Source organism: Polaribacter marinivivus, from assembly GCF_042651285.1.
In the GTDB taxonomy this organism is placed as follows: domain Bacteria; phylum Bacteroidota; class Bacteroidia; order Flavobacteriales; family Flavobacteriaceae; genus Polaribacter; species Polaribacter marinivivus.
In genome coordinates this window covers 1,182,056-1,194,976 of record NZ_JBHSCY010000001.1, presented here as the reverse complement: position 1 = coordinate 1,194,976, position 12,921 = coordinate 1,182,056, and the positions used below count along the sequence as shown (strand labels likewise).

Below are 12,921 nucleotides of genomic sequence, written 5' to 3'. Positions count from 1 at the left end.
TACAAAATTATTTTAAAGTTACTAACTTTTTAATCCGTCAATTATAAGTTGTGCTGTTTTTTCTGAAGCGCCTTTACCTCCTAGTTTCTTTTCTAAATCAAAATAATGTAGAAACATCTTTTCTCTGTAAGTGTTATCTAAAATTTTAGTCAATTCTTTTTTAAGATTAGATGTAGTAAAATCATTCTGAATCAACTCAGTTACTACCTCTTTATCCATAATTAAATTCACAAGAGAAATAAACTTAAGTGTAATAATTCTTTTTGCAATTTGATATGAAATAAAGCCACCTTTATAACACACTACTTGTGGCACTTTAAATAAAGCTGTTTCTAAAGTTGCAGTACCAGAAGCTACTAATGCTGCTGTTGAAACAGATAATAAATCGTATGTTTTGTTATTTATAAACTTAACTTCTTTATTACCTATTATTTGTTGATAAAAAGAAAAATCTTGACTTGGTGCACCAGCAATTACAAAAATATAATCAGAAAAATCATTAGTTAAAGACAACATTACAGAAAGCATTTTTGTAATTTCTTGTTTTCTGCTGCCAGGTAATAAAGCAATTATTGGTTTTTCTCCTAACTGATGTGCTTCTCTAAAAGTAAATTCATCTATTTGTTTTCTATCTGCAATTGCATCAATTAATGGATGACCAACAAACTCAACTTGATAATCGAACTTTTTATAAAATTCTTTTTCGAAAGGTAAAATAACAAACATGTTATCTACATCTCTTTTTATCTTTTTTACTCTACTAGCTCTACTTGCCCAAACTTGTGGAGATATATAATAGTTAGTTCTAAAGCCTTCTTCTTTTGCCCATTTTGCAATTCGTAAATTAAATCCTGAGTTATCTATAAAAACTACAACATCTGGCTGAAATTTTTTAATATCTTTTTTACAAAACTTAATAAATACTAAAACTTTATTTAAGTTTTTAATCACTTCAAAAAAACCCATGAAGGCTCTTTCTTTATAATGGCTTACAAGAGTACCACCCACACTTTGCATTAAATCTCCACCCCAAAATCGAATGTCAGCTTTTTTATCTTTTTTATAAATTGCTTTCATAAGGTTTGAACCATGTAAATCTCCTGATGCTTCTCCAGCTATAATGTAATATTTCATCAGATAAATTTTAAAATAAAAGTGGTTAATGCAATTAATATGGTCATAAGCAAAACTCCTCTTGCTCTATAATCTTGTTTTTTTCTAATAAAAACAAAGAATATAAATAAATTTGGAATAGCTGCTATTGATAATATTTTACCATACAAATTACCTTCTTTAATTAGTTGTAAAGTTTCTAAAAAACTTACTTTAGAAAAATATTCTATATACAAAAAAGCACCTGCTGCAGTTGCAAATATGGATATTAAAACACCAATTAATATTTCTTTTTTTAAAGTTCCCAAGAATTTAATTTTTGTATCATATGATGTGCAGTTAAATCAAACTGAACAGGTACAATAGAAATGAAACCATTATCTAAAGCCCAAACATCTGTATCTTGACCTTTATCTTTATTAACAAATTCTCCTGAAAGCCAATAATATTCTTTACCAAAAGGGCTCTTTCTTTTATCAAAGTCTTCTTTCCAAACACCCATAGCTTGTCTACAAATCTTAGTTCCTTTAATTTCTTCTTTCTTAAGATTAGGTATGTTTACGTTTAAAACAACTCCTTCAGGCAATCCGTTTAATAAGGTATTTAAAGTGATATTTTTTACAAAATCTTCTGCAGGTTTAAAATCTGCATGCCATTTAAAATCTAAAAGCGAAAAACCAATTGCAGGTATTCCTTCTATTCCTGCTTCTATAGCAGCACTCATAGTGCCAGAATAAATTACATTTATAGATGAATTTGAACCATGATTTATACCAGAAACACATAGGTCTGGCTTTTTATTTAAAATTTCGCTCACAGCCATTTTAATACAATCTGCAGGAGTACCAGAACAGGTATATTCTAATTGTGGTCCATCATCAATTGTTATTGGGTTACAGGTTAACACATTATCAACAGTAATAGCATGCCCCATTCCACTTTGTGGGCTATCAGGAGCTACAACAACTACTTCACCAATTTTATTCATTATTCTTATTAAAGCTCTAATACCTGGAGCTGTAATTCCATCATCATTGGTAACTAAAATTAATGGTCTTTCTTGCATAAAATTGAATTTAAAATACAAATGTAATTTATTTTAAACGATTTTCTTTTTAACATTTTGTAAAGAATATATCATGCTTATTTTCAGTAACATTGTAATAGATTATTTTCTAAAAATGGCACGTTTAATAACCTATTTTTTATTTCTTATTACTGTATTTATTTCCTCAAATATAATTGGACAAAATCAAACAATAAGTCCTTGTTCTGGAGAAAAATATAGCCAGTTTGATTTTTGGGAAGGTTCTTGGAATGTTTACAACACACAAAACAAATTAATAGGTACAAATAAGCTTATTAAAATGCAAAATAATTGTGTTATGCAAGAAAATTGGGAATCTAAAACTAGCCAAAGTAGAGGAACCAGTTACAATTATTATAACAAAACAGATGATTCTTGGAATCAAGTTTGGGTAGATAATTCAGGCTTTTCGTTAGTCTTAAAAGGCAATTTAGTAGATGGAAAAATGATTTTAAAAAGTGACCTTATTAAAACCAATAAAGGAAATTACATCAACAAAATAACTTGGTCTAAAAATGATGATGGTTCTGTTACTCAAGTTTGGGAATATATTAATGAGCAAGGAAAAGTAATTTCTGAAGCCTTTAGAGGTATTTATAAAAAAGCCATTTAAAGTTTGGCACTATTTTAGTAGATTAGTAAAATATTAATAATAACAATTTTAATAGATTAGATGAAGACGAATTTAAAGATGAAATCTGTTTTTTTAGCATTCTTTTTGCTAATAAATGTAGTATCAGTTCAAGCGAACAATAATAATACAGTTACAAACTCAGATCCAGAAAAAGATAAAGTTCTAATTTACGTTTTAAAAAATATACTTACTAGAGGTCATTTTGTTGTTAAAGACATGAATGACGATTTTTCTGAACAAGTTTTTAAAAGTTTTATAAACGGGTTAGATCCAAGCAAAAGATATTTTACACAACAAGATTTAAAAGAATTTTCTAAATATAAATATCAAATAGATAACCAGTTATTGCAAGATGATTTATCATTTTACAAATTGGTTTATGGTCGTTTTATAGAAAAAATAAAAAATGCAAAATCTTATTATGGAGATTTATTAGCACAACCATTTAACTTTAATAAAAACGAAACTGTAGACTTAGATTTTGATAAAGTACCATTTGCTAAAAACGATAATCAATTGATAGATTATTGGAGAAAGCAATTAAAATTACAAACGCTTAGTAGAATTCAAGAACAAACTGATTTACAAGAAGCTAAACTAAAAAAAGACAAGAGTTTTAAAGTAAAGTCTTTTAAAACTTTAGAAAAAGAAGCTAGAGCAGAAGTACTTAAAAATATGGATGAGCTTTATATTAGAATTGAAGAGTTAGAGCACGAAGATTGGTTTTCTACTTTTTTAAATTCTGTAGTTGGTGCTTTTGATCCTCATACAACTTATATGGATCCAAATATCAAAGAAAGATTTGACCAAACTATGTCTGGTAAATTAGAAGGTATTGGAGCTCGTTTACAAAAAAAAGGAATTTACACGCATGTTTTTGAACTTGTTGCTGGAGGTCCTGCTTCAAAACAAGGCGAATTAGAACCTGGAGATATCATTCTAAAAGTTGCTCAAGGTAATGAAGAACCAATCGATATTGTGGGTATGCGTTTAGATGATGCTATTAAATTTATTAAAGGGCCAAAAGGAACTGAAGTACAACTTACAGTTAAAAAGAAACTAGATGGTTCTATAAAGACAATATCTATAATTAGAGATGTTGTACAATTAGATGAAACTTTTGTAAAATCTAGTATTGTTGAGAAAAACGGAAAAAAATACGGTATTATAGATTTACCAAGTTTTTATATAGACTTTTCAGACAATAATTACAGAGATTCTGCTAAGGATATGGAAAAAGAAATTGAAAGACTAAAAGCAGAAGGTGTTGTAGGATTAATCATAGATTTAAGAAATAATGGTGGTGGTTCTTTAAAAACTGCCATAGAAATTTCTGGTTTATTTATAGACAAAGGACCTATTGTTCAAGTTAAATACAGAGGAGAAAATCCAATAGTTAAAGGAGATATAGATCCTAAAATGCAATGGGATGGAGCAGTTGTTGTTTTAGTAAATGAGTTTTCTGCATCTGCATCAGAAATTTTTGCAGCTGCAATGCAAGATTATAAAAGAGCTGTAATTCTAGGAGGTAACCAAACTTATGGTAAAGGAACTGTGCAAAACGTATTACCTATCAATCAGTTTTACCCTAATTACAAAAAAGATTTAGGATATTTAAAATTAACCATTCAAAAATTCTATAGAGTTAATGGTGGTTCTACTCAAAAAGAAGGAGTGTATTCAGATATAGCAATGCCAAGTAGATTAAGTTATATGGAATATGGAGAACGTGATTTAGATGGAGCTTTAGCATGGGATAAAGTAGACCAAGCAAAATATACACAAACTAATTCTTACTCAAATTTTGCTGATGTTGTTTACAACAGTAAAAACAGAATTGCAAATAGTGAGAATTTTCAATTAATTAATGAATACGCAAAGTGGCTCAAGAAAAATCAAGAAAACACAACCTATTCTTTAAATTATAAAAAGTTTTTCAAAGAAAATGAAATGAAAGAAAAAGAAGGAGAAAAATTTAAATCTGTTTTCGATTATTCTTCAAACTTAACTTTTACTTCTCCAAAATATGAGATGTCTTTATTTAAAGCAAATACAGATTTAAAAGACAAAAGAGTGGCTTGGCATAAAAATTTAGCAAAAGACATGTACATTTCTGAAGCTTTAAATGTATTGAGTGAATTAAAGCTTAGAGAAAAATCTGAAATTGTAAAAAATTAAATAATTAAATGATATGATATAAACCTGATATGCCAGAAAAACATATCGGGTTTTTTTATTTTTGAAGTATGGAATACAGTGTAAACTTTGCCACAAAATGGTCTGATTTTGATCCTAATAGACATATGCGTCATACTGCTTATAATGAGTATGCTGCAGAAGTAAGAATTAGATATTTTGCTGCACAAAATTTTTCTATAGAAGAATTTACCAAACATAATATTGGCCCTATTCTTTTTGAAGAATATGTTAGCTTTAGAAAAGAAATTCATTTAGGTGAAAACATAAGTGTTAATTTAAAAATCTCTGGACTATCAAAAAACAATGAACGTTGGAAATTAACTCATGAAGTTTTCAATGAGGCAAGACAATTATCAGCTATCATAAAAGTTTATGGTGCTTGGTTAGATTTAACAAAACGTAAATTAACTGTTCCTCCAAAAGAAGCAAGTCATCTATTTGAAAATAGTGAAAAAACAAATGATTTTAAAGAAATTATACTAAAAGCTAAATAGTCATATCAATTACTATTTTGCCTTTTACTTTTCTTTGCATCATATCTTCTAATGCTTTTGGTGCATTTTGTAAAGCGTATGTTTTGTCTATATGAGGATTTAATTTACCAGTTGCAAACCAAGTTAACAATTCTTTAATATTTTCTAAGCTTTTTTTAGGTTCTTTTTGTGCAAAAGCACCCCAAAAAACACCTACAATACTTGCACCTTTGAGTAATGTTAAATTAATAGGTATTTTAGGAATTTCTCCATTAGCAAAACCAATTACTAAATGTCTCCCTTTCCAAGCAATAGCTCTTAAAGCTAACTCAGAAAAATGACCCCCTACAGGATCATAAATTACATCTACACCTTTTCCGTTTGTTAATTCTTTAACTTTATCTTTAACACTTTCTTCTTTATAATTAATTACTTCATCTGCTCCAAATTGTTTACATAAGTCTAATTTTTCTTTTGTAGAAGCAGCAGCAATTACTTTTGCTCCCATTAATTTAGCCAATTCTAAAGCAGTTAACCCAACTCCACCAGAAGCACCAAGTATTAAAATAGTTTCATCTTTTTTAAGTTTAGCTCTATCTTTTAAAGCATGGTAAGAAGTACCATAAGCTAATAAAAAAGCAGATGCATTTACCATAGACATACCTTTAGGTTTTGAAAAACAATCTTTTGCTTTTAGTATTGCTTTTTCAGCATAACCTCCAAAAGGAATAAAACCTACAATCTCATCTCCTACTTTTAAATGAGATACTTTATTTCCTACTTTTTCTATAATTCCTGCTACATCACTCCCAGGAGAAAATGGAAATTCTGGTCTAAATTGGTATTTGCCTTGTATAATTAAAGTATCAGGAAAATTAACACTACAAGCTTTTACAGAAATTAAAACCTCATCTTCTTTTGGTAATAGGTTTTCTACTTCTTTGTATTCTAATGTTTCTGGTAAACCAAATTTATTACAGATAATTGCTTTCATTACTTAATATTTGTAGCAACAATATAAGTCAATTATAAAAAACAAAAAAGCCTCTCAATAATTAGAGAAGCTTTTTGTACAGGCGGAGAGAGTACAAACTAAACAAAACTGGACACTATTAAAAAGCTTATTTTATTTGAAAAAAAATTGATTAATCAAATAAATAAAGGGTTTTATCTCCTTTCATTGTTTTTATCTACTTTGATGTAATTTGATGTAATTTGAGTTTTACCGTACAAATATCGTACAAATATTATACATTTGTATTGTAATTAAATGTATTTGTATGGCTACTATAAATTTTCTGTATCGTTCAACTAAAGAAAAAGCAAAACTTAATTTAAGATTGTTATTTAGATATAATGACAAAGATTTTGTTTTCGGTGGCAAAACAAAAATTGAAGTTTCAAAATATTACTGGAGCAAACAACATAAAAAGAAATCAAAAGATATTGAGATTACTAATTATCAAACCGAAATAAACAACGAACTCAATAAAATAGAAAACCACATTCTTAAAGCTTTCAATTCTGTTAATCCTGAAAGTATAAATAAAGAATGGTTAAATACTCAAATAGACTATTATTACAACCCACCTCAACAAAAAAAAGATTTACCAACTGATTTAATAAATTACTTTGATTACTATATTAATTATCGTAAAAATGAAATTACAGAAAGTTCACTAAAAAAGATTAGAGTTGTTAAACAACTTTTAATACGTTTTGAAGCTTCAAGAAAGGAAACCATTTTTATAAAAGACGTAAACGACAAATTTAAAAATGAGTTTGTAAATTATTGTAAAGCTGAATTATACGCATCAGGAACAATACAAAGGGCGTTTGTATGGGTTAAAACCGTATGCAAACACGCACGTTTTTTAGGTATTGAAACTCACAATCAATTAGACGGTTTAACCATTAAGAAACCCAAAAAAACAGATAGAATTTATTTAACCTTTGAAGACTTATCTAAAATTGAAAACATCAGTAAAAATCAGTTAACAGATAGTTTAAACAATGCAAAAGACTGGTTAATTATCAGTTGTTATACAGGGCAAAGAATTTCAGATTTTATGAGGTTTACTAAAGAATTGATAAGAACTGAAGACAGCAAACAGTTAATTGAGTTTAAACAAAAGAAAACAGGAAAAAATATGACTGTACCTCTACATCCAAAGGTTTTAGAAATACTCAATAAAAGAAACGGTAATTTTCCTTACAGAATATCAGACCAAAAATATAATGATTACATAAAAGAGGTATGTAAAATTGCAGAGGTTAACCAACCCACAAAAGGCAGTCTTATGTTAGAAACCGAAAAAGATAGTAAAATATTTAGAAAGCAATCAGGTACTTATAAGAAATACAAATTAATTACTTCACACGTTGGCAGACGTTCTTTTGCAACCAATTTTTATGGTACAATACCTACTTCACTTTTAAAAGAAATTACAGGACATACAACCGAAGCAATGTTTTTAAACTACATAGGCAAAAGCAATAAAGATTTGGCACTCGAAATAACAAAATATTTCTAAAAGAAATGTTGTTTTATTGTCTTCATTTGATACATAAAATACATAATTGTATATACCAAAACCCTTATAAACATTGAATACTTTGTTAATAAGTGTGAATAAATATTTTTATAAAGTTGAAATAGATTTTATAGATTTGTATTAAATAACAAAAAGAGTATAACTTATTAAGCATACTCTTTGATTTTGTTTAAAAGGTAAAGTTTATGTGAGAGTTTACTTTACTTATATCCAACACAAAATTACAAAAAATTATTTAAAATGGTATATACATTTTTAAATAATTAGTAATTTTCTTACACTTTAAACAAAATCAAAGTTTTACTTATTTGTTTGCTCTTATAAATTTTATAATATGAGTAAAAACAAATTTATTCAGTTTATTCAGGTAAATCCTGATGACTATCAAAACGCTATTATAGATAGCGTAAAAGAAGTGTTTGAAAACTTCAAAGAAACAATTAATTCTGATAATTCAGATAAACTACTTACAAGAGAGGAAACTTGTAATTTTTTAAAAATAGACAGCTCTACCTTATGGCACTGGACAAATAAAGGTAAAGTAATTGCTTATGGCATTGGAAACCGTAGATATTACAAAAAATCGGAATTATTAGAAAGCTTAAAACAACTCAAAAAATAAAGGCTATGATTATAAATAATAAACAAAGCCTTCAATTTAAAGATATAAAACAAGGCAAAAATAATGAAAATAAGAACCAAAAAATAACCATATTCCAATATTTACAAAAGCATATTGCTACTGGTTCAATGATTGCAAAAGCAACAGGTATTCCTCAAAAATCAATTTGCAGATATAAAAGAGACTTAGAACTTCAAGGCATACTTTCTGAAGTAGAAAAAAAAGAATGTGAAATTACTGGTTTTAAAGCATGGTATTTAACAACCAATAAAGATTTGTTTCCAAAGTCTAATCAACTTAAACTATTTTAAAATGAAATTAGAACATAAAAAAATAAATGAGTTGGTACAAAAAGATTTTGAACAACTTGCAGAAACTGTAATCAATATTGTAAAATCTACTGATGAAGTTTTAAATGAACTTACCAATTTTATTGGCAAAGTAGATTTTAAAGTTTTGGCTTTTCCTGATAGTATAAACATCGAAAAAGAAATTGAGTTACTAAAACCATTTGTTTATCATAAAGACGGCTCTTATAATAAAGAAAATAAAGCTGAATTTGATAAATACGTTAAGTTAACTAAACAACTAAAAAGCTATAAACTATCAAAGAATCATTATTTAATTATTTGTATTGAACAACTTCTAAAAATTGCAAAAACATACAACTGGGGTTTGTGCAAAAAGAACGGTTTCATTTATTTGTATAATGGTTATTACTGGACTGAAATAGACAAAGAATCTTTTCAATCTTTTTTAGGTAATGTAGCTTTAAAAATGGGCGTTGAAAAGTTTAAAGGTAAAATACATACTTTTAAAGATGAGTTGTTTAAACAGTTTTTATCTGATGCTTATTTGCCTACACCAAAGACAAATAAAAACAATGTACTTATAAATTTAGAAAATGGTACATTCGAAATTACACCACAGAAAAGGCAGTTAAGAGAGTTTAACAGAAATGATTTTTTAACGCATCAGTTACCATTTTCATACGAACCTGAAGCAAAAGCACCATTATTTAAAAAGTATTTAGATGAGGTTTTACCTGATAAAGAAAAACAAAATGTTTTATCAGAGTTTTGTGGATATATCTTTATAAAACCCACAGTTTTAAAGCTTGAAAAAATGCTTATCTTATATGGTACTGGTGCAAATGGAAAAAGCGTATTTTTTGATATTCTTAATGCCTTATTAGGCAATGAAAATGTAAGTAATTATTCTTTACAAAGTCTTACAAATGAATCAGGATATCACAGGGCAAAAATTGCAAATAAGTTAGTCAATTATGCTTCAGAACTTAATGGCAAATTAGAAACAGATGTATTTAAACAAATGGCATCAGGCGAACCACTCGAAGCACGTTTGCCTTATGGAGAACCCTTTATTTTAAATGAGTATGCAAAGTTAATTTTTAACTGTAATGATTTACCAAAAGATGTAGAGCATACAAACGCATTTTTTAGACGGTTTTTAATTATTGGCTTTGATACTACAATACCTGAAGACAGACAAGATAAAGAATTATCAAAAAAAATCATTAATAATGAATTGTCAGGGGTTTTTAATTGGATATTATCAGGACTTGAAAGGGTTTTATCACAAAGAAATTTTAGTAAATGTAAAGCCGTTGAAATGGCTCGAAGCAATTACGAAAAACAAAGTGATAGCGTTAAAATGTTTATTGATGAATTAGAGTATAAACCCTCTATTGATTACACCTCAATAAGTGAACTATACAACCAATACAAAAGGTTTTGTATAGAAGACGGTTTCCACAATGTGAATAAGTCAAATTTTATAAAGAGATTAAGACATTTTAACATTATGGTAAAACGCATCAGTATTGGTAATGTAGCTTATATTTCTACTGATAAGACAATAATTATTTAATGATTGAATACAAATACTCATTAGATAATAGTAGTAAAAAATTTATTTGCCCTAACTGTAATAAGAAAACATTTGTAAGATTTGTTGATACAGTTAAGGGCGAATATTTACCTACTGATTTTGGTAGATGTGATAGGGAGCAAAATTGCCAATACTACAAAGCACCACCAAAGGGCAAAAAAGCGTTTCTAATTGATTTTATAACGTTAAAAGAGATAAGTAATAAGGCTTTTAAATTAGTTGATAAAAACGGCTTAATTTCGATAATACCAAAGTCGCAAATATTAGAGCAAAAAGAAAATAGTTGTTTTATTTCTGAATGGTATTTAAAGAATTCTAAAATCAATTATCTAAATAAAGAAAGCAAATATTTTAACTCAGACTTTACCTCTTTTTTAAACGTTGTAAAAACAGTTGAAAAACCTCTACAAAAAAATATAAGCTATCATAGTTTAAAGCTTCAGGACAATATTATAAAGGAATATAATAAAAAAGATAACGTTTGTAATTTGACATATTATTTATTAGAAAATTTTGATTTTGAAAAGGTTAATAATGCAGTTTCAAATTATTATTTAACTGGCTCAAATTTTTTTTGGAATAACTCAACAATATTTTGGCAAATAGATACAAAAGAACAGATAAGAGGTGCAAAAATTATGCTTTATAACAAGAATACAGGCAAAAGAATAAAAGAGCCTTACAATCATATTAATTGGCTTCATAATGCTTTAAAAGTAGCTGATTTTAAACTTTGCCAATGCTTATTTGGTTTGCACCTTATAAATGAAGACTACACTAAAAAAATTGGTATTGTAGAAAGCGAGAAAACAGCAATTATTATGAGTATGTTTTTACCTCAATATATTTGGCTAGCTACTGGTAGTAAAAGCAACTTTAAAGAACAATTACTAAAACCTATTAAAAATCGTTTTTGCATTGCTTTTCCTGATAAAGGCGAATTTGTTTACTGGAATAAAAAAGCAAATGAACTCAACAAAAAAGGCTTTAAAATTCAAGTAAGCAAATTACTGGAGCAATCAAATTTTGAAAATGGTTTCGATCTGGCAGATTATTATAATATTTATTAATAAAAAATTAATTATTTAAATTGATTTTCGCACGATAAAAAAAAGGAATTACTAAATTTATAAAATGAAAAAGAAAAAAAAGAAACCTTATTTTTATAGGCTTATTAGATATAATATAAAATGCTTATTACTATTATTTTTCCCTAATAGTAAAGGAGGTAATTCCTTTTAGAATTAAAAATGACTCACTTAGAATATTTTATTAATAAAACAAATGTTTATAATGTTCCTAAATTAAATAAAGAACAATTTTTACATATTTTAAAAATTATTCATTTAGAGGGTAAAATTGAAGCTTTAAATAGTTTAGAAAATCAAGTTGAAATTTCAATGAAGAAATTAGAACTAACAAAAAAAATAAATAAACTAACTAAAAGAAGAAACCCTGAAATGCTTTACAGTAAAATAAATTTCAAATAATCTACCAGCCTTTATTTTCTTTTATCTTAAAATTAAATATAGATAATAAATCATTATTTAGATTTGTTAACACCTTTCTTGCTGTTTTATTTTTTCTTATTTCGTGGTGTTTATTTCTTACAACTATATCTTCTAAGGTAAAATTAGTATTCATTCCTACCATACCGTAATTTAAATTAATTGGTTTAAATTTAATATCATTAATGGTTACCCTATATTTATTATCTTTTACATCTATTCTTACAAAACAATTAAAATCTGTATGAACAGCTAAAGGCAATCCTTTTAAATCAGATATTTTTATAAAATTTGACAATCCACTAAAAGAATCATCTTTTAAATCAATATTATTTAAAAATCTTTGTGAACTTTTGTGTTCAGAGATAATATTAAGTATAGAGTCTTTTGATAAATTTCTATCAAATATTTTTTCCCAAATAATTTTTTTATTATCCTGAAGTTTAAAGTTTTCAAACTCAGTTTTAGGATTTTGACAATTAGCACTAAGAGATATTATTAAAAACAGAAGCGTAGATAAAATTTTCATAGATGTTTTTTTGTGTAGTAAATGTATAAAATGAAGCTTTAAATTAACTTTATTTTTTAAATTTTAAAAAAAAATATCAATTAAAGGGTTTGGTAGAATTTTATAAAGACGATATTAAGATTGAAGATGAAGATGAGATTAATAAATTAATCATAGATAAATTAAAGCTCAATCTTTTTGCTATCGACATTTTTTTGTTGATGTTTTTACAACACAATTAAAAATAAAATTACTAAAGTTCAAAGTTTCAGAATCAGAAACTTTTAAGTTAGATATTCGAATTTTGAAAA

Annotated in this window: 14 protein-coding genes; 9 read left to right on the top strand and 5 right to left on the bottom strand. The window is 26.9% G+C overall.

What is annotated here, in order from left to right:
• Positions 1-21: 21 nt before the first annotated feature.
• Genes lpxB through surE form a run of 3 tightly spaced genes read right to left on the bottom strand, consistent with a single transcriptional unit; the run spans position 22 to position 2,179 of the window.
• On the bottom strand, positions 22-1,134 hold the full coding sequence (gene lpxB, locus ACFOWD_RS05565; RefSeq protein WP_377408799.1) for a lipid-A-disaccharide synthase: 1,113 nt from the start codon (positions 1,132-1,134) through the stop codon (positions 22-24).
• The gene (locus tag ACFOWD_RS05560) at positions 1,134-1,421 is read right to left on the bottom strand and encodes a hypothetical protein (protein ID WP_298991658.1); all 288 of its coding nucleotides are present in this window, start codon (positions 1,419-1,421) and stop codon (positions 1,134-1,136) included. Before ACFOWD_RS05560 ends, lpxB begins: the two co-directional genes overlap by 1 nt.
• On the bottom strand, positions 1,409-2,179 hold the full coding sequence (gene surE, locus ACFOWD_RS05555; RefSeq protein WP_377408796.1) for a 5'/3'-nucleotidase SurE: 771 nt from the start codon (positions 2,177-2,179) through the stop codon (positions 1,409-1,411). The genes ACFOWD_RS05560 and surE overlap by 13 nt, the downstream gene beginning before the upstream one ends.
• Positions 2,180-2,294: 115 nt before the next feature.
• Between surE and ACFOWD_RS05550 the strand changes: the two genes are divergently transcribed.
• From ACFOWD_RS05550 to ACFOWD_RS05540, 3 genes are all read left to right on the top strand, one after another.
• Positions 2,295-2,813, top strand: coding sequence for a hypothetical protein (locus tag ACFOWD_RS05550; protein ID WP_377408795.1), 519 nt, complete (start codon positions 2,295-2,297; stop codon positions 2,811-2,813).
• A gap of 60 nt (positions 2,814-2,873) precedes the next feature.
• Positions 2,874-5,012 (top strand): carboxy terminal-processing peptidase, encoded by a 2,139-nt coding sequence (locus ACFOWD_RS05545; RefSeq protein ID WP_377408793.1) that lies wholly within the window; start codon positions 2,874-2,876, stop codon positions 5,010-5,012.
• 68 nt (positions 5,013-5,080) lie between these two features.
• Entirely contained in the window at positions 5,081-5,527 is a 447-nt protein-coding gene (locus ACFOWD_RS05540; protein WP_377408791.1) for an acyl-CoA thioesterase, read from the top strand.
• Here the strand turns inward: ACFOWD_RS05540 and ACFOWD_RS05535 are convergent.
• A complete protein-coding gene (locus tag ACFOWD_RS05535; RefSeq protein WP_377408790.1) occupies positions 5,520-6,500 on the bottom strand; it encodes an NADPH:quinone oxidoreductase family protein in 981 nt (326 codons plus the stop codon). The genes ACFOWD_RS05540 and ACFOWD_RS05535 overlap by 8 nt on opposite strands.
• 286 nt (positions 6,501-6,786) lie before the next feature.
• Between ACFOWD_RS05535 and ACFOWD_RS05530 the strand changes: the two genes are divergently transcribed.
• From ACFOWD_RS05530 to ACFOWD_RS05505, 6 genes are all read left to right on the top strand, one after another.
• Positions 6,787-8,040, top strand: coding sequence for a tyrosine-type recombinase/integrase (locus ACFOWD_RS05530; RefSeq protein ID WP_377408788.1), 1,254 nt, complete (start codon positions 6,787-6,789; stop codon positions 8,038-8,040).
• Positions 8,041-8,395: 355 nt separating this feature from the next.
• Entirely contained in the window at positions 8,396-8,683 is a 288-nt protein-coding gene (locus ACFOWD_RS05525) for a helix-turn-helix domain-containing protein (protein ID WP_377408786.1), read from the top strand.
• A 5-nt stretch (positions 8,684-8,688) separates the two neighbouring features.
• Positions 8,689-8,994, top strand: a complete 306-nt coding sequence (locus ACFOWD_RS05520) for a hypothetical protein (protein ID WP_377408784.1) — start codon at positions 8,689-8,691, stop codon at positions 8,992-8,994.
• A 1-nt stretch (position 8,995) separates the two neighbouring features.
• The gene (locus ACFOWD_RS05515; RefSeq protein ID WP_377408782.1) at positions 8,996-10,573 is read left to right on the top strand and encodes a DNA primase family protein; all 1,578 of its coding nucleotides are present in this window, start codon (positions 8,996-8,998) and stop codon (positions 10,571-10,573) included.
• On the top strand, positions 10,573-11,664 hold the full coding sequence (locus tag ACFOWD_RS05510; protein WP_377408780.1) for a DUF6371 domain-containing protein: 1,092 nt from the start codon (positions 10,573-10,575) through the stop codon (positions 11,662-11,664). The genes ACFOWD_RS05515 and ACFOWD_RS05510 overlap by 1 nt, the downstream gene beginning before the upstream one ends.
• Positions 11,665-11,844: 180 nt before the next feature.
• Complete coding sequence (locus tag ACFOWD_RS05505; protein WP_377408778.1) at positions 11,845-12,084, top strand: hypothetical protein; 240 nt, start codon at positions 11,845-11,847, stop codon at positions 12,082-12,084.
• A 1-nt stretch (position 12,085) separates the two neighbouring features.
• Here ACFOWD_RS05505 and ACFOWD_RS05500 read toward each other — a convergent pair whose 3' ends face one another.
• Entirely contained in the window at positions 12,086-12,631 is a 546-nt protein-coding gene (locus tag ACFOWD_RS05500) for a hypothetical protein (protein WP_377408777.1), read from the bottom strand.
• Between the last annotated feature and the right edge of the window lie 290 nt (positions 12,632-12,921).

What these genes read in the sequence shown, in the direction of transcription:
- lpxB (WP_377408799.1), bottom strand. Translation starts at nt 1,134, where the DNA reads ATGAAATATTACATTATAGCTGGAGAAGCATCAGGAGATTTACATGGT.
- surE (WP_377408796.1), bottom strand. Translation starts at nt 2,179, where the DNA reads ATGCAAGAAAGACCATTAATTTTAGTTACCAATGATGATGGAATTACA.
- ACFOWD_RS05550 (WP_377408795.1), top strand. Translation starts at nt 2,295, where the DNA reads ATGGCACGTTTAATAACCTATTTTTTATTTCTTATTACTGTATTTATT.
- ACFOWD_RS05545 (WP_377408793.1), top strand. Translation starts at nt 2,874, where the DNA reads ATGAAGACGAATTTAAAGATGAAATCTGTTTTTTTAGCATTCTTTTTG.
- ACFOWD_RS05540 (WP_377408791.1), top strand. Translation starts at nt 5,081, where the DNA reads ATGGAATACAGTGTAAACTTTGCCACAAAATGGTCTGATTTTGATCCT.
- ACFOWD_RS05535 (WP_377408790.1), bottom strand. Translation starts at nt 6,500, where the DNA reads ATGAAAGCAATTATCTGTAATAAATTTGGTTTACCAGAAACATTAGAA.
- ACFOWD_RS05530 (WP_377408788.1), top strand. Translation starts at nt 6,787, where the DNA reads ATGGCTACTATAAATTTTCTGTATCGTTCAACTAAAGAAAAAGCAAAA.
- ACFOWD_RS05525 (WP_377408786.1), top strand. Translation starts at nt 8,396, where the DNA reads ATGAGTAAAAACAAATTTATTCAGTTTATTCAGGTAAATCCTGATGAC.
- ACFOWD_RS05520 (WP_377408784.1), top strand. Translation starts at nt 8,689, where the DNA reads ATGATTATAAATAATAAACAAAGCCTTCAATTTAAAGATATAAAACAA.
- ACFOWD_RS05515 (WP_377408782.1), top strand. Translation starts at nt 8,996, where the DNA reads ATGAAATTAGAACATAAAAAAATAAATGAGTTGGTACAAAAAGATTTT.
- ACFOWD_RS05510 (WP_377408780.1), top strand. Translation starts at nt 10,573, where the DNA reads ATGATTGAATACAAATACTCATTAGATAATAGTAGTAAAAAATTTATT.
- ACFOWD_RS05505 (WP_377408778.1), top strand. Translation starts at nt 11,845, where the DNA reads ATGACTCACTTAGAATATTTTATTAATAAAACAAATGTTTATAATGTT.
- ACFOWD_RS05500 (WP_377408777.1), bottom strand. Translation starts at nt 12,631, where the DNA reads ATGAAAATTTTATCTACGCTTCTGTTTTTAATAATATCTCTTAGTGCT.